The organism is Microbacterium sp., assembly GCF_030149085.1.
GTDB lineage: Bacteria > Actinomycetota > Actinomycetes > Actinomycetales > Microbacteriaceae > Microbacterium.
The window spans coordinates 1-17,440 of sequence record NZ_JASBSF010000247.1 but is presented as its reverse complement, the minus strand read 5'-3'; the positions used below and the strand labels follow the sequence as shown (position 1 = coordinate 17,440).

Annotated in this window: 19 protein-coding genes; 8 read left to right on the top strand and 11 right to left on the bottom strand. The window is 68.3% G+C overall.

What is annotated here, in order from left to right; genetic code table 11:
• The 4 genes from Q1V87_RS10060 to mtnK all read left to right on the top strand — a co-directional run.
• Positions 1-516: substrate-binding domain-containing protein (locus Q1V87_RS10060; RefSeq protein ID WP_300592196.1), on the top strand; the 516-nt coding region annotated here is incomplete at its 5' end.
• A complete protein-coding gene (locus Q1V87_RS10055) occupies positions 513-2,075 on the top strand; it encodes a sugar ABC transporter ATP-binding protein (protein WP_300592194.1) in 1,563 nt (520 codons plus the stop codon). The genes Q1V87_RS10060 and Q1V87_RS10055, both read left to right, overlap by 4 nt.
• On the top strand, positions 2,072-3,121 hold the full coding sequence (locus tag Q1V87_RS10050) for an ABC transporter permease (protein ID WP_300592192.1): 1,050 nt from the start codon (positions 2,072-2,074) through the stop codon (positions 3,119-3,121). Before Q1V87_RS10055 ends, Q1V87_RS10050 begins: the two co-directional genes overlap by 4 nt.
• Positions 3,118-4,335, top strand: a complete 1,218-nt coding sequence (gene mtnK / locus Q1V87_RS10045; RefSeq protein WP_300592190.1) for an S-methyl-5-thioribose kinase — start codon at positions 3,118-3,120, stop codon at positions 4,333-4,335. The genes Q1V87_RS10050 and mtnK overlap by 4 nt, the downstream gene beginning before the upstream one ends.
• A 53-nt stretch (positions 4,336-4,388) precedes the next feature.
• On the opposite strand, the gene mtnB is transcribed toward mtnK, so the two are convergent.
• The 7 genes from mtnB to Q1V87_RS10010 all read right to left on the bottom strand — a co-directional run bounded on the left by mtnB (position 4,389) and on the right by Q1V87_RS10010 (position 11,556).
• The gene (gene mtnB, locus Q1V87_RS10040; protein ID WP_300592188.1) at positions 4,389-5,024 is read right to left on the bottom strand and encodes a methylthioribulose 1-phosphate dehydratase; all 636 of its coding nucleotides are present in this window, start codon (positions 5,022-5,024) and stop codon (positions 4,389-4,391) included.
• Positions 5,021-5,728: an acireductone synthase gene (gene mtnC, locus Q1V87_RS10035; protein ID WP_300592186.1), complete on the bottom strand. Its 708-nt coding sequence runs from the start codon at positions 5,726-5,728 to the stop codon at positions 5,021-5,023. Before mtnC ends, mtnB begins: the two co-directional genes overlap by 4 nt.
• Positions 5,725-6,864, bottom strand: coding sequence for a hypothetical protein (locus Q1V87_RS10030; RefSeq protein ID WP_300592184.1), 1,140 nt, complete (start codon positions 6,862-6,864; stop codon positions 5,725-5,727). The genes mtnC and Q1V87_RS10030 overlap by 4 nt, the downstream gene beginning before the upstream one ends.
• A 73-nt stretch (positions 6,865-6,937) precedes the next feature.
• Positions 6,938-8,098 carry a cystathionine gamma-synthase gene (locus Q1V87_RS10025; RefSeq protein WP_300592182.1) on the bottom strand — a complete coding sequence of 387 codons (1,161 nt, stop codon included), beginning with the start codon at positions 8,096-8,098 and terminating at the stop codon, positions 6,938-6,940.
• Entirely contained in the window at positions 8,095-9,078 is a 984-nt protein-coding gene (locus Q1V87_RS10020; protein ID WP_300592180.1) for a PLP-dependent cysteine synthase family protein, read from the bottom strand. Before Q1V87_RS10020 ends, Q1V87_RS10025 begins: the two co-directional genes overlap by 4 nt.
• Positions 9,079-9,271: 193 nt before the next feature.
• Positions 9,272-10,297: a 2-oxoglutarate and iron-dependent oxygenase domain-containing protein gene (locus Q1V87_RS10015; RefSeq protein WP_300592178.1), complete on the bottom strand. Its 1,026-nt coding sequence runs from the start codon at positions 10,295-10,297 to the stop codon at positions 9,272-9,274.
• Positions 10,298-10,374: 77 nt separating this feature from the next.
• Entirely contained in the window at positions 10,375-11,556 is a 1,182-nt protein-coding gene (locus Q1V87_RS10010; protein WP_300592176.1) for an aminotransferase class I/II-fold pyridoxal phosphate-dependent enzyme, read from the bottom strand.
• 210 nt (positions 11,557-11,766) lie between these two features.
• Here Q1V87_RS10010 and Q1V87_RS10005 point away from each other — a divergent pair, with 210 nt between their 5' ends.
• From Q1V87_RS10005 to Q1V87_RS09995, 3 genes are read left to right on the top strand one after another with little or no spacing between them, the layout of a single operon-like run.
• On the top strand, positions 11,767-12,705 hold the full coding sequence (locus Q1V87_RS10005) for a hypothetical protein (RefSeq protein WP_300592174.1): 939 nt from the start codon (positions 11,767-11,769) through the stop codon (positions 12,703-12,705).
• A complete protein-coding gene (locus tag Q1V87_RS10000) occupies positions 12,698-13,435 on the top strand; it encodes an aminoglycoside 3'-phosphotransferase (RefSeq protein WP_300592173.1) in 738 nt (245 codons plus the stop codon). The genes Q1V87_RS10005 and Q1V87_RS10000 overlap by 8 nt, the downstream gene beginning before the upstream one ends.
• A gap of 56 nt (positions 13,436-13,491) precedes the next feature.
• Positions 13,492-14,307 (top strand): hypothetical protein, encoded by an 816-nt coding sequence (locus Q1V87_RS09995; protein WP_300592171.1) that lies wholly within the window; start codon positions 13,492-13,494, stop codon positions 14,305-14,307.
• 19 nt (positions 14,308-14,326) lie between these two features.
• Here the strand turns inward: Q1V87_RS09995 and Q1V87_RS09990 are convergent, their stop codons facing one another.
• From Q1V87_RS09990 to Q1V87_RS09980, 3 genes are all read right to left on the bottom strand, one after another.
• Positions 14,327-14,779 carry a helix-turn-helix transcriptional regulator gene (locus tag Q1V87_RS09990; protein WP_300592169.1) on the bottom strand — a complete coding sequence of 151 codons (453 nt, stop codon included), beginning with the start codon at positions 14,777-14,779 and terminating at the stop codon, positions 14,327-14,329.
• Between the two features lie 19 nt (positions 14,780-14,798).
• The gene (locus tag Q1V87_RS09985) at positions 14,799-15,491 is read right to left on the bottom strand and encodes a hypothetical protein (protein WP_300592167.1); all 693 of its coding nucleotides are present in this window, start codon (positions 15,489-15,491) and stop codon (positions 14,799-14,801) included.
• A 66-nt stretch (positions 15,492-15,557) separates the two neighbouring features.
• Complete coding sequence (locus Q1V87_RS09980) at positions 15,558-16,229, bottom strand: Type 1 glutamine amidotransferase-like domain-containing protein (protein ID WP_300592166.1); 672 nt, start codon at positions 16,227-16,229, stop codon at positions 15,558-15,560.
• A 138-nt stretch (positions 16,230-16,367) separates the two neighbouring features.
• Between Q1V87_RS09980 and Q1V87_RS09975 the strand changes: the two genes are divergently transcribed.
• Positions 16,368-17,021, top strand: a complete 654-nt coding sequence (locus Q1V87_RS09975; protein WP_300592164.1) for a DUF6226 family protein — start codon at positions 16,368-16,370, stop codon at positions 17,019-17,021.
• A gap of 49 nt (positions 17,022-17,070) precedes the next feature.
• On the opposite strand, the gene Q1V87_RS09970 is transcribed toward Q1V87_RS09975, so the two are convergent.
• The coding region (locus Q1V87_RS09970; protein WP_300592162.1) for a type II toxin-antitoxin system VapC family toxin at positions 17,071-17,440 on the bottom strand (370 nt) is incomplete at its 5' end.

Here is a 17,440-nt window from a genome sequence, read left to right as displayed (position 1 = left end):
AAGGCCGTCTGGGACACCTACGTGAGCGAGCACAACCTCGACCAGCTGTTCTTCACCGGTGAGGTCACCGAGTCGACCGCAACCGACAACATCCCGCTCGTGGATGCCGCACTCAAGCAGCACCCTGACGTGCAGGCGATCTTCGCTCCCTACGACGAGATCACCAAGGGCGTCGTGCAGGCGGTCATCCAGAACAACCTGCAGGACTCCGTCAAGGTCTACGGCATCGACATCTCCAACGCCGACATTGAGGTCATCACCGCGGACGGCAGCCCCTGGGTGGCCACGAGCGCGACCGACCCCGCCGCGGTCGGCGCCGCTGTCGTGCGTGCGCTCGCGCTGTCGCTGGCCGGCGAGTCCGATGAGACCGAGGTGCAGTTCCCCGCCGTGACGATCACGCAGCAGTTCCTGCTCGATGAGGGCGTCACGAACGTGGCCGCGCTGCGCGAGGTCGAGCCGGGCCTCCAGCTGGGTGACTTCCTCACTGCCGACTGGCTTCCTGCTGTCTCGCAGTGAGCGAAACCCGCCACAACGCCGGTGAGGCGGATGACCAGCCCGTCATCCGCCTCACCGGCGTCGGCGTGCGCTTCGGATCCAACCGGGTCCTGCAGGGCGTTGATCTTGCCCTCTATCCCGGCACGATCACCGCGCTGCTCGGCACCAACGGCGCCGGAAAGTCGACGCTCATCGGTGCGATCTCGGGGTCTGTCTCCCACGACGCCGGTCAGATCGAGATCGCCGGTCACAGCGGGCCGATCGGCAGCCCGGCCGCGGCGCGCCACGCGGGCATCGAGACGGTGCATCAGCGGATCGCTGACGGCATCGTCCCCGGACTGTCCGTGGCTGACAACGTTCTCCTTACCGACCTCGCCACCCACGGACACCGAATCGTGCGTCGACGGGAGTCCCTGCGCGCAGCGCGCGCGGCACTGTCCCGGCTCGGCCTGCACTGGAGCGATGAGGTGCTCACGACGGATGCCGCCCGTCTCGGGGCATCCGATGCGCAGCTGCTGATCCTCGCGCGCGCCCTCCGTTCCACGCCGCGGCTGCTCATTCTCGACGAGCCGACGTCCGCGCTCACCCAAGCCGAGGCCGACCGGCTCTTCGAGGTCGTGCGGAGCCTGCGCGATGCGGGCCTGGCGATCGTCTTCGTCAGCCACCGTTTCGGTGAGGTCGAGCGGCTGGCCGACCGCATCGTCGTCCTGCGCGACGGATCGGTCACCCTCGACGCGTCCCGCCCGTTCGACTGGCGCGCCGCGATCGAGGCGATGCTCGGCGTGCCCACCGAACTCCAGCAGCATGTGACCGACCCCCTTCCCGCGGGAGATGTCGAGCTCGATGCCGAAGGGGTGACGCTTCTTCCTGGCGCCGCTGCACTGTCGCTCCAGATCCATAGCGGACACGTCACGGGGGTCCTGGGACTGCTGGGCGCGGGAAAGACGGAACTCGCCGAAGCGCTCGGCGGCGCCCGCCCGGCACCAGGAGCGACCCTGCGACTGGGGGATGCCGACTTTGCTCCCACCTCGCCTGCGGCAGCGATCGAGAGGGGTGTCGTCCTCGTGCCCGAAGACCGACAGCGCGATGGCATCCAGCAGGGCTGGTCGATCTCGCGCACCGTCGGGCTCCCTGTCCTTTCGGAGATCTCGACCCGGCTGGGGTTCATCCGCACCCGCGCCGAGACGGCGGTCGGCGCCGAGGTCGTGCGCGACTACGGCGTCGTGGCGCCTTCTGCCGCGACGGCCGTTGACGATCTGTCGGGCGGCAACCAGCAGAAGGTGATGGTCGGGCGCTGGTTGCGCACCGATCCGCGTGTCGCGCTCCTGGACGAGCCGTTTCGCGGCGTCGACATCGGCGCACGGCGCGCGATCGGCGCAGCCGCGCGCGCCCAGGCCGCAGGGGGCTGCGCCGTCGTGGTCTTCTCGAGCGACATCGACGAAATCCTCGACGTCGCCGATCGCATCATCGTTCTCGTTCAGGGGCGCATCGTTCTCGATGTACCCGCCGGCACCGTGCCGCGTGAGCGGCTCGTCGCCGCGCTCCTGGACGATCCGCACCACCAGAAGGAGTCCGCATGAGCGCGCAGACCGCGTTCGTTGCCCGTGAGAGCATCGGCGAAAGGGCCGCCCGGGGCATCGCGACGTGGGGATTCGTGGCCGTCACCGCCGCGCTGATCCTGTACTTCGCGATCACCGAACCGAACTTCCGCACCGTCGAGAACGTGTTCGGGATGCTGAAGTACATCGCTCCCATCGGCATTGCCGGTCTCGGGGTGACCCTCGCGATGACGGTCGGCGGTCTCGACCTCTCGGTCGGCGCGAACGCCGGCTTCGCGGTCTCGATCTCGGCGTGGACCCTCGTCGTCGCCGGCCAGGTCGGCGGGGTCTCGATCGCTGTCGTTCTCGTCTCGGGTGCCCTCATCGGGGCTTTCAATGCCGTCCTCATCGTCTTCGCCCGCATCCCGGATCTGCTCGCCACCCTGACCACGATGTTCATCGTCGTGGGCCTGAAGCTCATCATCGTCGACGGAAAGTCGATCTCGTCGCAGATGATGCTGCCCGACGGGTCGACCGCGCCGGGCCGGTTCACGGACGACTTCCTGTGGCTTGACCGCGGCTCGATCGGATTCGTGTCGGTTCCCGTCATCCTGTTCTTCGCGCTCACCGTCCTGCTGTGGGTCGTCCTCGAACGCACCCGCTGGGGCCGGGCACTCGCAGCTGTCGGATCCAATCCGCAGGCTGCGCGTCTGGCGGGCGTGCGCGTGCGGGTCTACCGCGCCGCCGCGTACATCGGATGCGGCATCCTCGCCTCGATTTCGGGTCTGCTGCTGTCGGCACGCATCGGCCAGGGCGATGTCTCGGCCGGTAACTCGCTGCTGCTGGATGCCGTTGCTGTCGCGCTCGTGGGTGTGTCAGTTCTCGGTATCGGTCGCCCCAACGCATGGGGGACGGCACTCGGTGCGGTACTCATCGCCGTCATGGTGACAGGATTCTCGATGGCGGGCCTGCCGTACTACTACCAGGACTTCGGCAAGGGCGTCGTGCTGCTGGTCGCGCTGCTGTTCAGCTTCACGTTCCGTCGCCGCGCCACCATCATCAACGCCGGGAGCACGACCAGTTCATGAGCACCACCACGTCTACCGCGCAGCTGACCGTCGAGACGGTCCCGGGCTTTCTCGCCGATCGTCCGCACCTGGCGGGACCTGTCGATCCTGCCGCGATCGTGACTGTCCGCGAGGTCGGCGACGGCAACCTCAACCTCGTGTTCGTCGTCACCGACGCGCACGGGAGCAGTGTCGTCATCAAGCAGTCGCTGCCGCACGTCCGGGTGGATCCCTCGTGGCCGATGACCCGCGAGCGGACCCGCCGTGAGGCCTTCGTGCTCGCCGCGCACGAGCGGATCGATCCCGCACACGTGCCCGCGCTCTACGGGTTCGATGAAGAGGCGATCGTCCTGTCGATCGAGGACCTCAGCGACCACGCGGTGTGGCGGTCGGAGCTCAACGCCGGGCGCCTGCATCCGTACGCCGCGGCAGAACTCGGCCGCTACGTCGGCGCGACGGCCTTCGCGACGAGCGTCTTCGGCACGCCCGGGCCCGCGCGCCGCCGCCTGGTCGCTGCGGCGGCGAATCCGGAGCTCGGTGAGATCACCGAAGACCTGGTGTTCACCGAGCCCTACGTCGACCACGTCCACAACGGCTGGCTGCCCGCCAACGATGAGGATGTCCGGGAGCTTCGCGCGGACCGGGATTTCGTGCACGAGATCGCACTGGCGAAGCTTCGTTTTCAAGAAGACACGCAGAGTCTCATCCACGGGGACCTGCACACGGGTTCGGTCTTCGTCCGCGCGGACGAGGAAGGTGCGGCCGGATCGGTGCGCGCGTTTGATTCCGAATTCGGAATGTACGGCCCGACCGGGTTCGATCTCGGTGCGGTCTGGGCGAATCTCGTGCTCGCTGCTGCCCGCGCCCACGCGCAGGGCCGCTCGGCTGACGCCGAGCTGCTGCTCGCGCTGCCGGTCGAACTCGTTGACGCCTTCGACCAGGAGTTCTCGTCGCGGTGGCCGACCCGGGTGGACCCGCGCGTCTTCGACGACGCGGTGCTGACGGCGACTCTCGAGCGGGTGCACACGGATGCCGCGATCTACGCAGCGGCCAAAACCGTGCGACGCATCGTCGGGTTCTCGAAGGTTGCCGACATCCAGACGCTTCCCGAGCCCGAGCGCGCCCGTGCGGTGCGCTGGGCGCTGCGGGTCGCGCGCCGGCTCGGCACCGAGCGCCTCGTCACGTCTGACGTGCGCACTCTCGTCGCGGGGACCACCGAGATTCCGTTCGCATAGCGCGCGTCGGGATCCCGGCGAGACTGGGACCGTGGCGGGCAGCGGCCCAGGGGTCAGCGCGTGGCGACGGTGAAGCGCAGGAGCCACTCGGCGATCTCGAGGTGGCGCCGGGCATCGAGATGCGTCGCGCCCCAGGCGTAGATGCCGTGGCTGGCGACGATCAGAACCGGTACTTCAGGTACGTCGGCCGTGGCCGGTACGTAGACCTCGTCGAAGCGCGCCGCCTCGACGGTCATGTCCTGATGGTTGTCGATCACCGGGATGACGACGGTCTCGTCGTGCGCTCGGTGACCGAGGCCTTTGAGCATCTCCAGATCGCGCAGCTCGACGCCGCCCGGCCACCGTGCCCCGGCGATGACGGCATCCATTGCGTGGACGTGGAAGATCGCGCCCGCACCCGTCCGGCTCGCGATGTGCGCGTGCAGGCCGGCTTCTGCCGACGGGGGCCGCGTGTCGGCGGGGTCGAGGGCAGCGCCGTGGGCATCGACGAGGACGACATCCGTCGCGCTCAGCTGGGATTTATCGAGGCCGGATGCCGTGACGGCGAGCGTGAGCGGATCGCGCTCGAGCACGAGCGAGAGGTTCCCCGAGGTGCCGCGCATCCAGCCGTAGCCAGCGAAGCGGCGGGCCTCATCGGCGAGGATCGCGCCGGCATCGGTGATAGCGGCGGCAGAAGGCACCGTGCTCATCGCGTCACCTCGATCTCGTCAAAGCTGCCGACCGCGGTTCCCGTCGGATGTTCGCCCGCCCACGGTTCGCCCGTCCGGTCGAGGGCGATGACGTTCCAGCCCGCGGCGTGAGCGGCGGCGACCTCGTCGGGGTGATCGGTGAGAAACAGCAGACGTGCGGCATCCAGCCCGAGCGACTCGGCGATGCGCCGGTAAGAGGCTTCTTCTTTCTTCGGCCCCGCGTTGACGGTGTCGAACCAGGCCTCGACGAGAGTGCTCAGGTCTCCCTGCGGAGCGTGACGGAACCAGGGCTGCTGCGAGGCCACCGAACCCGACGAGTAGACGACCAGACGGATGCCGGCCTCCCGCCACTCGCGCAGTCGCGGGGGCACGTCGTCGAAGAACTGCGAGGTGATCTCGCCGCGCGCGAAGCCCTCGGCCCACAGCACTCCCTGCAGCGTCTTCAGGGGAGTGGACTTGACGTCGGCTGCCATGAGCGCGCGTAGCGCATCGGCGATCTCGGTGTCAGTGGCGTCGGGAGTGAGTCCCGTTTCGGTGATCGCGTCGGCGCGAGCGGCGGCGATCACCTCGTCGTTCTCGGCGCGGGCGAGCACCTGCTCCAGACGCGGACGCGCGTAGTCGTAGAGGTCGCCGAGGATGAACCCCGCGGCGCTCGTGGTGCCTTCGATGTCGAGGACGATCACGTCCACGGCGAGAGTCGTCATGCGGTGGCATCCGTTCCTGCCGGCACGAGAGTGTCGGCGGTCGTGGCAGTGACGGGCGAGGCGAACCGGTCGGCGGGGGTCGTGAAGTACTCCGCGAGGCGGTCGGGGGAGAAGGGGCCGCGAGACGTCGCGATGCTCGTCACGAGCCGGGGCGGGGTGATGTCGAAGGCGGGGTACCAGGCATCCGTCACGAGCTCGCTCGCGGTGCGGTGCCCGAGCACTTCGAGCACGTCGCGGGGGTCGCGCTCTTCGATGACGACATCCGCGCCGGTCGGAGCCTCGGCGTCGGGTGCCTCGACGAGGGCGATGTAGGGGATGTCGAACGTGCTCGAGGCGGCAGCGATGGCGAGGGTGCCGACCTTGTTGATGACCGAGCCGTCCATGGCGACGCGGTCGGCGGCGGTGATGGCGGCGTCGATCGGTCCGCTGCCGGCCCCGGTGGGGGAGGCGAGGGCGGCGGCTGCCATGCCGTCGGTTATCAGAGTGACGTCGTAGCCGAGCTCGCGCAGCGAGTGCGCGGTCAGGCGTGCGCCCTGCAGATAGGGGCGCGTTTCGGTGGCGACCCAGGTCAGTGCGGTGCCGGCTTCGCGGGCAGCGGTGACGAGGCCGAACAGGTACGCCTCCCCCCAGCAGTGGGTGAGGATCGTCGCGCGCTGCGGGAGCAGCGAAACCGCGGCCCGCCCGAGGCGCACGCCCGCGTCGCGGTATGCGGCGGCGAAGGCTGTGGCGGCGTCCGTTGCCCGCTCGACGAATTCGGCGGTCGTCGTCGCGGCGGAAGTCGCGTCGATGATCGCCGCGACAGCATCCTGCGGATGACGGTTGGTGGGGCGGGCAGAGGCGATCGCCGCTCCCGCGGCCGCGAGGCGCGCGCGAGCGTCGGGGAGCGGCTGATCACGGGACTGCTGTGCCGTCAGCGCCATGCCCGCGCAGGCCGCATAGAGCGGCCCGGAACTCTGGGTGACCATCGCCCGGATCGCCTCGGCGACCTCTTCGGCGGTGTGGGCGATGACCCACTCGATGCGTGAGGGAAAGACGCGGCGATCCAGGATGCGGACAGTGTCGCCCGTCAGGATGACGGAGTTTTCGAGTGTCGCGGTGGGCGCGCTCGCGCCGCCAGGTCCCGTCGTCTTGCTCACCGTTTCCATCCTGGCAGGCCCGGGGCCGCCTCGCTCACGCCCCTGTCACACGCCGTCACGAACCCGCTGGCTGTCAGCTCGCCTTCGCAAGGGCGTGGTCGATGTCATCGAGCAGGTCGTCGGCCGATTCGATCCCGACCGACAGGCGCACGATCGTCTCAGGGACGGCGAGTTCCGTGCCGCGCACTGACGCATGCGTCATCGCATCGGGATAGTTGACGAGCGACTCGACGCCGCCGAGCGATTCGGCCAGCGTGAAGAGGCGCGTCGACTCGGCGAACCGCCGAGCCTGCTCGCCCGAGCCGAGCTCGAGCGAGACGATCCCGCCGAACCCGCTCATCTGCGCCGCCGCGATCTCGTGGCCGGGGTGCGTCGGCAGACCCGGGTAGTAGACGCGCGCGACGCGGGGATCGGCGGCGAGGGTAGTCGCGACGCGCTGCGCGTTCTCGCTGTGCCGCTGCATCCGGATGCCGAGAGTCTTGATCCCGCGCGTCGTGAGCCAGGCATCCAGCGGCCCCGAAACGGCTCCCGCGGCGAACTGCAGGAACCGCGTCTTCTCGTGGATCTCGGCATCCGAGGTCACCACGGCGCCCCCGACGACGTCGGAGTGCCCGCCGAGGTACTTCGTCGCCGAGTGCACGACCACATCGGCGCCAAGACTCAGGGGCTGTTGCAGCGCCGGGGTCGCGAAGGTGTTGTCGACGACGACGATCGCGCCGACGGCGTGAGCAGCTGTCGCGAGGGCAGCGATGTCGGTGATCCGCAGCAGCGGGTTGCTGGGCGTCTCGACCCAGACGACGCGCGGAACGGATGCCGACAGTGCCGCTGCCACGGCGGCCGGGTCGCTGAGATCGGCGACCCGTACCCCGACACCCCAGGGCCCCAGGAGGCGGGAGATGAGCCGGTATGTGCCGCCGTAGGCGTCGTTTCCGATGAGCACCTCGTCGCCGGGCTTCAGAAGGGCCCGGAGGAGTGCGTCTTCGGCGGCAAGGCCCGACGCGAACGAGAGGCCGAACGTGCCGCCTTCGATCGCGGCGAGCTGGCGCTCGAGCGCCGTGCGCGTCGGGTTGCCGGCGCGGCCGTACTCGTAGCCGTCGCGGAGGTTTCCGATCCCGTCCTGCACGTAGGTCGAGGAGAAGTGGACGGGTGGGATGACAGCGCCGGTGGCGGCATCCGGATCCTGCCCGGCGTGGACGGCGAGCGAATCGAACTGGCGGGCGGCGGGGCTGGTCATGCGGTCCTCACAGGCTGGTGGTCGAACGTGGCGGGGATGCGGTCGGTGATCCAGTCGTCGTCGAAGATCTTGCCGAGATAGCTGCGGCCGCTGTCGGGAAGAAGTACGACGACGACGGCCGTGTCGGGCAGATCTCGCGCCGTGCGCAGGGCAGCGACGACGGCCATGCCGCTCGAGCCCCCGACGAGCAGACCCTCCTCGCGGGCGAGGCGGCGGGTCATCGCGAAAGATTCGGCATCCGAGATGCGGTGGAACTGATCGACGACGCCGGGATCGAAGTTCGGTGGATAGAAGTCCTCGCCCACGCCCTCGACGAGGTAGCCGTGGATGGGTCCGCCTGAATAGATCGAGCCCTCGGGGTCGGCGCCGATCACGCGCACCCGTCCCGCCGAGGCTTGTTTGAGGTAGCGTCCCGCTCCCGAGATCGTGCCCCCCGTGCCGACGCCGGCGACGAAATGCGTGACCTCACCGTCGGTGTCGCGCCAGATCTCGGGGCCGGTGGTCTCAAAGTGGCTGCGGGGCGCGGCGGGGTTGGCGAACTGGTTGGGCTTGAACGCTCCCGGGATCTCGCGGGCGAGGCGATCCGACACCGAGTAGTACGAGTCCGGATGCTCCGGCGGCACGGATGCGGGAACCTCGACGACCTCGGCGCCGTAGGCGCGGAGGGTTGCGACCTTGTCGCCGGCGAACTTGTCGGGAACGACGAAGATCATCCGGTACCCGCGCTGTTGGGCGACCAGCGCGAGGCCCACGCCGGTGTTGCCGCTCGTGGGTTCGATGATCGTGCCGCCGGGTCGCAGGAGTCCCTGCGCTTCGGCGTCGTCGATCATGCGGGCGGCGATGCGGTCTTTTGCGGAGCCGCCGGGGTTCAGGTACTCGACTTTCGCGAGCACGGTGGCACGGATGCCTGAGGTGACGGAGTTCAGGCGAACGAGAGGGGTGTTGCCGATGAGGTCGGCAACCGAGGCGGCATAGCGCACGGGGATGTCCTAGTGAATCAGCGCCGAAGGGCGCACGGGTCGGGGGTCGCGGGGCAGCGCAATAGCGCTAGCGACAACACCGACACGTCAGGGACATGCCCACCATTGTGCACGGCAGGGTGACGGCATCCGAATCACTGTCGTCATATGACGACATGTTGCATGCCGTGCACCCCGCCGGGCCTCCCGGACCTCACACTCCGGCGGGAACCTCGAGCAACTGGGGGTGGTGGATCGCGGCGACATCCGGGTGAGCACGCAGGCGCGACTTCAGCAGATTCTCGCCGTACGTTCCGTGGATGACGTTGTCGGGGTCCTGTTCGACACCTCGCGCGGCGGCGCGGAACTCGTCGGCGATCTGCAGGCGCGGGAGTTCGGCATCAAGTCGCGGATTGAAGAAGAACGGAACCGAGATTCGGTCGGTCCCTTCGGCGGGTGCGACAACACGGTGGACAGTGGCGCGTAGGTAGCCGTCGGTCGCCCATTCGAGGAGCTCGCCGATGTTGACGACGAGCGCCCCGTCGACGGGCGGCACATCGAACCACCGGCCGCCGTACTCGACCTGAAGCCCGGGGCTACCCGGCTCGATCCACAGCAGGGTCAAGACACCACTGTCCTTGTGACTGCCGACTCCCTGGCGCGACGGCGCGTCGTCAGGCATGCCCGGATAGCGCACGACCTTCAGGAGAGTTGCCGGGGCGTCGTCGAAGAGCCGGAGCAGGTCGTCGGGGTCCGCGCCGAGGGACTCGGCCCACGCCGTGAGCAGACGTCGAGCGACCACGGTGAGGTGGGTTGTCCACTCCTCGATCACCTCGCGCAGTTCGGGGAGGTTCGCCGGCCACAGGTTGGGTCCGGCGAGAGCGAGGTAGGCGGGGTCGTTCTCGCCGACGGCGACGGGCTCGCCACCGGGGCCGATGTCGATCTGCTCACGCCAATCGATGCGGCCCTGGGTGAGTTCACCGCCGAGACGCGCGTACCCGTGGAACTGGGGGGATTTCAGGTTCTCGATCGCGAGCTTGTCGGCATCCGGGAGGGCGAAGAACGCGCGCGCGGTCGCCAGTAGTCGATCTTGCAGCGCGGGCGAGGCACCGTGCCCAGTCAGAGCAAAGAACCCGACCTCATGGGTGGCTTGGCGAAGATCCGCACGGAACCGAGCAGCGGCCTCGGGGCCGGCATCCAGCTGCGAGAAGTCGAGGACGGGAACGGGGGAGTCGGTCATGCCGATGACGCTACGTTCACGCGGGCGTGATCGCTGTTGTGTGTCGCCAGGATGACGAAGTGCGACGAAACATGTCGTCAGCGGGGCAGATCGACTCCTCGGAGGCGGTCGATCATTTCGGCCAGGATGCTCTCGTCGTGGACGAGTCCGATCCGGATGTGTCCGCGACCGCGCTCGCCGAAGCCGTCGCCGGGGGCCACCGCGACGCGGCATTCCTCGAGCAGGCGTGCCGCGATCTCGGCGGCATCCCCGGGCACGCGCGCCCAGACGAAGAAGGTGCCTTCGCCCCCGACGACCTCCCAGCCGATGTCTCGGAGCCCCGCCGTGACGACCGCGCGCCGACGCTGGTAGATCGCGACGAGCTCATCGACGATGTTTTGATCGCCATCGAGCGCTGCGGCGGCGGCCTCCTGTGTCGCGCCGAAGATGAGGCTGAACGCGTGCGCCTGATACCGACGCATCGCCGCGATGATCGACGGGTTACCGGCGGCGAAGCCCACCCGCCAACCCGCCATGCTGTAGGTCTTCGAGAGCGTCTGCAGTTCGACCGTGCGCTCGGTCTCGCGGTCGACGCTCAGGGCCGAGAGCGGCCGGGTGGTGCCGTTGCCGAGCGACGAGTACGCGAAGTCGTGGACGAACGCCGCTCCGACGCGGCGCGTGAGCTCAAGGGCTCCCTCGAAGACGCTGCTGTCGGCGATAGCACCGGTGGGATTATTCGGGTAGTTCAGCAGTAGCAGGCGTGCCGTGTTGAGGTCGTCGAGTGCCGCATAGTCGGGGAGGTAGGCGGGTTCGATCAGCGGGAGGGTCTGGATGCGGGCGCCGGCGAGGTCGACCGCCGATACGTACATCGGGTATCCCGGATCAGGCAGGATCACGGTGTCACCCGGATCGGTGAGGGCGAGCACGGACGCCATGAGCGCTTCGTGTGATCCGCTGAAGGCGATGATCTGAGCCAGCGGGTCGAGGTCGACGCCGTGGTCGGCCTGATAGCGGCGAGCAATGGCTTCACGCAGGCCCGCGTAGCCAGCGAAGTCGTTGTATCGATGGTGTCGCGGGTCGTCGACGGCCCGTTGCATCGCCGCGACGATGTGGGGCGGGGTGGGCATGTCGGGGCTGCCCTTGGAAACGTCGATCATGCGCGGTCCGGGGAGCGCGCTCAGGCGCGCGACGTCGAGGTCGATCGCCGCCCAGTAGTTGGCGGGTAGCGCTACCACGCGCGCTGCGGCGGTGAACTGTTCGGGAGTCGCGTCGCTCGTCATGTCCTGCTTCCGCATCGGGGCTCGCGCACCTGTCATGGGTATCCGTGCCGACCGATCATGCTATCTCTGCCCGCCGGATGCGGCGGGATCCGTGTCTCTCGGTGACGGCTGGTGCCGCATCCTGTCTGTCGCCGTCATCCGCCAGTTCCCTATGATGAGCTCGGGCGGGCCTGGGTACTTCCGAGAAGACCAGGAAGGGGGCGGGGGTTTATGGCGTGGATCGGCACCCTCCTCGTGATCTGCATCGCGGTCGCGGGAGTCATCATTGCCTCCACACTTCCCAGCATCGGTTCGCCCGGACGCGGGCAGCTGTTCGTCCGGTTCTGCATTATCGCGGGCATCGCCGCCGTGGGATCGACCTTGATGTACGCGATCTACGAAACGACGGGCACCGTTCTCGCGCTCGTGGTCGGTGACACGTTCATGGTGCTCGGTCCCGGCGGTATTCTGCTGGCCCTTCGTGCGCTCTCGGGGCGGCTGCGGAGCGCCACCATCGTGGTGTCCTGCGCTGTGTTGGCTGTTGCAGCGACGACCGCGCTCATCGGACTTCCCATCTCGGCGCTGGTGAAGGTGTTTGCACTCCTGCTGCTGTGCGTACTCACGGCGCGTGAGACCCGCGTCGCGCCGATCGTCGGCGAGGTCGGCGCGCTGACGCTTTTGCTGGTGAACGTGGGGTATGCCACGTTCTCGGCCGGACGCATCGCCGTCGCTCTCACGCTGGGGATGGGTTCGCCGCTCTACCAGGCGGCGTTTTCGATCTATCCGACGACCGCGGTCGGCATTCTGGCGGTCGCCGCGACCGGGGTGGCGGTCGTACGGATGGCAGTGGCACGCGGCATGGGTGGGCGCAGGCCGCCGACCGGATCTGAGTCCGCGTACAGCGTGGACGGCTGGTTGGTGGGTCTACCCGCGGTTGAGGATCTGCGCGCCGCGTTTGGGAGCTCCACGGTGTCTCGACTGCGGGCCGATCTTCGCGAGGCGTGCGAGGCGATCGGCGCCGACGATGTGCCCGAGGCGACGGTCCTGGCCAGAAGGAGGTCGCACCAGGTCTTCAGCCAGGCGCTGTCTGCAGAACTCGAATCGCGCGGGTGGTCAGAGAGCGAGATCGCGATGGTGATCATCGTCCCGGACGAGCGGGCAGATGGCTGAGATCCCGTCGCCTGACATCCCGATCCCCTCGCGGGTGCGGGAGTTGGCGCGGGGCGCACGGTTGACCCCGGTGTGGATCAACGACCTCGGCGGCCTGACTTTTCGGGCGACGGATGCCGACAGCACCCGTTTCATCAAATACGAGGCCCACAACGCCGAGTGGTCGGTCGAGGCGGAGGTTGAACGGCTGCGGTGGGTCGCTCCGTTCACACCCGTGCCGCGGGTCATCGAGTTCGGACGCAACGAAACCCACGCGTGGCTCGTGACCGAGGGACTGGCGGGGGAGAGTGCGGTATCACCGCGGTGGCGCTCCGATCCCGCGACGGCGGTTCGGGCGATCGGTCAGGGGCTGCGGGCACTGCACGATGCGCTGCCGGTCGCGCAGTGCCCGTTCCGGTGGGATGTGCCCGGGCGCCTCGCGACCGCGGCGGCGCGCGGCATCCGTGTTCCCGCAGCGCTGCACGAGCCGCCGCCGGTTGACCGGCTCGTCGTATGTCACGGTGACGCGTGCGCGCCGAACACGCTGATCTCGGATGCCGGCACCTGGTCGGGCCACGTTGACCTCGGCTCGCTTGGTATCGGTGATCGGTGGGGCGACCTCGCGTCGGCCGCGCTCAGTACGCAGTGGAACTATGGACCCGGGTGGGAAGACGCGCTCGTTGACGCGTACGGCATCGACCCCGATCCGGAACGGATGCAGTACTACCAGGCGCTCTGGAACGCGACCTGAGGCGCGGCCCGGCTCTCCGCGCGCGTCATGTCGGACGTCGGCGCGATGCTGGGGACGTGAGCTTCGATCCATCCGTCGTCGAACTGCTGCCTCCGCCGCCGGATCGCGCCCCCGACCTCGACGACCGATTCTCGGGTGATCTGTCGTCCGAGCGCTGGGTGGCGCACTACCTGCCGCACTGGACAACCCCGGAGCGCTCGGAAGCTCGCTACCGCATCACGCCCGGGGGCCTCGAGCTGCGGATCGAGCAGGATCAGCTCGACTGGCGGCACGAGGATGCCCCGCTGCGGGTGTCGAATCTGCAGACGGGCACCTTCTCGGGGCCGGTGGGGTCGGCATCCGGAACCCACCGTCACCGCGACGACGTGCGCGTGCGTACCGAAACGCCGTTGCGGCTGCTGTTTGATCCTTCGAGCGGACGCGTCGACCTGACCGTGTCGGCCACGCGTGATGACGGATGCATGCTCGCGGCCTGGCTCGTGGGAACCGAGCATCTGTCGCCGGAGGACTCAGGAGAGATCTGCATTGTCGAGATCGATGCGGATGCCGTCGGCACCACCACGATCGCGCGGACTGGCGTGAAGGCACATCATGATCCGCGGATGCAGACCGATATGGCTGAGGTGACGTTTCCGTTCGATGCGAGCGCCCCTCACACCTGGACGGTGATCTGGGGGAGCGGTGAGACCGTCATCGGGTGCGAGGGGCGCGTCGTGCGGCGGATCGCGCAGGCTCCCGACTATCCGCTGTTCCTCATGATCGACCTGGTCGAGATCGGCCGACCCGGCGGCACCTATCCGAAGGCGGCGATGATCCACCGCGTGCAAGGGTGGAGCTTCGACGCTCAGGAGCGCCGTGGATCCGTCTCGTGATGGATGACTCGTGCAGCACCTACCGCAGAATCAGTTCCCGCGCGTTGCGAAGCGCGACTTCTCGGTCAGCGAGTTCCTCGGCCGCGACCAGCACATCCATGGCGGGAGTCACACGACCGCTCAGATAGGTGCTGAGCCGGCTCGCGGATGTTCCGAGCGTAGATGCGAGCTCACGTTGGGTGAGGCCGCTCGCGCGGTGGGCGGAGCGGAGGCGTTCGCGGGCGACGTCCGACGACGTCCGCTGTCGGTGGTCGATCATTTCGCGCACGAGCGCGACGGTGGTGCGTGACTCCGCGGCCTCAGCAGCCTCCTCGAATATCTCGCGCAGGCCCGGCTCGGACGCCACGGCTGAAGCGAGCCGAGACCAGTGAGGCGCGTAGCCCCGATCGAGTGCGGCAAGCATGCCTTCGAACCCCCACTCGCGCACGGGGGCGTCGGGGGTGACGTCGATATTGCGGAATCGAAGCGGCATCCTCAGTTCCTCTCGGCATTCAGGCGGCGACGTAGGGAGCCAGCGTTCGGCAGTCGGCGACGACGTTCTGCCAGTCGTGCCAGCGCCGCTCGAGCTGCTTATAGGTGGCCAGATCGCGGATACGGGTCTGGTCTTTCGGTGAGGGATCGATCAGCTGCCTGGCGAGTTGAGACTGCACCGGCCGGTCCTCCGGATGAGTCGGGTCGGTGTAGTAGTCGTCGATCCGGGAAAGCACCGCGCCGATTCGCTCGGGTCCGAAGCGATACGACAGCGCGGCAACGTCGAGGTAGTCACGCATCTGGTTGCGCTTCACGATCAGGAAGCCCTTGATTCGCGCAATCTCGTCGAGAGTGGGAACCGTGATGGTGGCGCCAGTCGGCACGGTGACCGACTGCACCTCGAGCGGCCGTGTGCGGATCATCTGACGCACGCCTGCTTCGATTCCTCCGAGCTCGCCGAGGATGATCTTGCCCGGGACCCCTCTGTTGAAGACCCAGTCGCCCTCCCTCTCCAGGGCATCGAGGATCTGTTCGTAACGGTCCTGGAGGTCTTCGATGATGTGATCGTGGTCGGTCGACATCCGGTGGCGTGCATAGAGAGCGGCGGCGGCTCCGCCGACGAGAACGGCATCCGGCACGCGGGCCTGCAGTCGCGCGGCGGACTCGAGCACCTCGCTCAGGCCCTCAGGAAGGCGTGACATCGCATCATCCACCTGTGCAGATTATCACTTCAGATAACGAATGTGCGAGAGTCCTGCGTCTCTCCTTGCCGAGCGGTACTAGTCGCCCAGCCGGTGCCAGACCCCTTCCGACACGACCTCGACCCGGTCGCCGTCGACGACAATCGCCGTTTCGTCATCCATCACATACGCGGGGACATCGATCTTGGACGCCCACCTCTCGGCGACCTCCATCGAGTTGCCGGGGCGATCGCCGACGGCCAGGTGCGGGCAGATCGCGAAGTCGACGAAGCCGAGCCCGCGGTCACCCAGGGGTGATTTCCAACCGACGAATTCCTCGCCGATCCGCGGGGCCATGACCATGCTGCCGGCGCTCATGCCGAGCCACACGGTGTCGTCGAGGTGGCCCAGCACGTCGAGCATCCCGGACTCGCGGAGCCAGTGGTGCAGGTAGATCGCATCGCCGCCCGAGACGAGTAGCACGTCGGCGTCGCGCACCTGCGGCATCCATCGCTCGTCGGGGATGCTCGGCAGTGCTGTGAGTTCGAGGAGCCCGACCGACTTCCAGCCCAGCGAAACCATCGGGTTGCCGGGCTCGTGGCCGGCGGCGAACTCCCACGCCTTGACGCCCGGACCGAGCCACGGATGCCCATACATCGCTGTGGGAATGCACAGGGCCGTCGACTCCTCGGTCGGCTTGCCGAGCAGATCCACGAGGGCGTTACGGATGCTGGGATTGGTCACTCCGCCGCCGGTCAGCAGTAGTCGCATCGTGTCTCCTTCTCGGCGCGGGCCCGCCTCCCCAGCACGCCAGATCGCTACGCGGATGTCAAGCGGTCCGCAGCATCCGCGATGGGCCGTGCAGGCCCGCTCAGCGCACCACAGCGATATCGCGGGAAGAATGGCGGCGTGAGTTCCTACCATCGTCCACCGATCGAGACGCCGGTGTTCCGCGACGCCGAGGGTCGGGTCATCGAGTACGGGAACCGCTGGGAAGGCTCACCTCCGACCGACGCTTACTCGGTCGATACGCACCCCGAGCGGTTTGCTCCGCTTCATACCGTCGCCGACGCGCTCGTGGCGCACCTGGCTGAAACCTACGACGTGCGGATCACCGAGAGTGCGGATGTGGCAACCGATCTTCTTCGCCAGAGCACGCCCGTCGTGCGGGCGCTGCGTATCGAGCCGAACGACCCACGATGCGCCGCGATCACGCTGGCCTACACAGACTTTCCGGGCATTGTCATGCACGCGGGGTTGCTGCACGACTTCCCCTTCCCGGTTTGCGGGTGTGACGCATGCGACTCGACCGGAGAGTACGAGGTCGACGAGCTCGAGCGGCATGTCTTCGCGGTCGTCGGTGGCAGGTACCGCGAGAGCGTCCACGAGGGCCCTGCCCCGTGGGTTGGGTACTCGCTTGAGTATCCGAATGGGTCGACCTCGGGGCGAAGTCCCGCAGGCGAAGGCCTCCCCGCAGCCCAGGTCGAGGCAGCGCGCCCGATCCTTCGCGTGCTCTCCGACGGCTGGGCGGCGTGGCCCCGACGCGCTGCGGTTGACTCCTGAACAGGATGCCGCCCGCTCGCGGCTATGACGCAAGGACGGCGCGGGAATCTCATCCGCGACTGTCAACGGTGGCGATGCCGAGTTCGCTCCAGGCGTGCAGCAACGCCGCGTCCCCGGAAACGGCGACGAACTCATCGGAAGCCGCTGCTACCGCACTTGCCGCATGAACGGCGTCGTATCCGCGAAGTGCCTGAGCGTGAGCGAGTGTCGCGGCTTCGCGGATGATCGACGGTGCGACCGCAATCCGCGCCACGCCAGACCAGAGCGACTCGAATGCCGCCACCGCGCGCTGGTGCGAGGCATCCGTGAGTCGCTCGAGCCGGCGCGCCTGGGCAAGTGCCGCGTGCGCCTCGATGTAGGCGAGGTCGCTGGTGACGATGGCGGCTGCGGCATCCCACACGGCCCGACAGCGCGCAGTC

Bases quoted from the DNA above. Each gene is read 5' to 3' on its own strand.
- Q1V87_RS10050 (WP_300592192.1), top strand. From the start codon at position 2,072: ATGAGCGCGCAGACCGCGTTCGTTGCCCGTGAGAGCATCGGCGAAAGG.
- mtnK (WP_300592190.1), top strand. From the start codon at position 3,118: ATGAGCACCACCACGTCTACCGCGCAGCTGACCGTCGAGACGGTCCCG.
- mtnB (WP_300592188.1), bottom strand. From the start codon at position 5,024: ATGAGCACGGTGCCTTCTGCCGCCGCTATCACCGATGCCGGCGCGATC.
- mtnC (WP_300592186.1), bottom strand. From the start codon at position 5,728: ATGACGACTCTCGCCGTGGACGTGATCGTCCTCGACATCGAAGGCACC.
- Q1V87_RS10025 (WP_300592182.1), bottom strand. From the start codon at position 8,098: ATGACCAGCCCCGCCGCCCGCCAGTTCGATTCGCTCGCCGTCCACGCC.
- Q1V87_RS10015 (WP_300592178.1), bottom strand. From the start codon at position 10,297: ATGACCGACTCCCCCGTTCCCGTCCTCGACTTCTCGCAGCTGGATGCC.
- Q1V87_RS10010 (WP_300592176.1), bottom strand. From the start codon at position 11,556: ATGACGAGCGACGCGACTCCCGAACAGTTCACCGCCGCAGCGCGCGTG.
- Q1V87_RS10005 (WP_300592174.1), top strand. From the start codon at position 11,767: ATGGCGTGGATCGGCACCCTCCTCGTGATCTGCATCGCGGTCGCGGGA.
- Q1V87_RS10000 (WP_300592173.1), top strand. From the start codon at position 12,698: ATGGCTGAGATCCCGTCGCCTGACATCCCGATCCCCTCGCGGGTGCGG.
- Q1V87_RS09990 (WP_300592169.1), bottom strand. From the start codon at position 14,779: ATGCCGCTTCGATTCCGCAATATCGACGTCACCCCCGACGCCCCCGTG.
- Q1V87_RS09980 (WP_300592166.1), bottom strand. From the start codon at position 16,229: ATGCGACTACTGCTGACCGGCGGCGGAGTGACCAATCCCAGCATCCGT.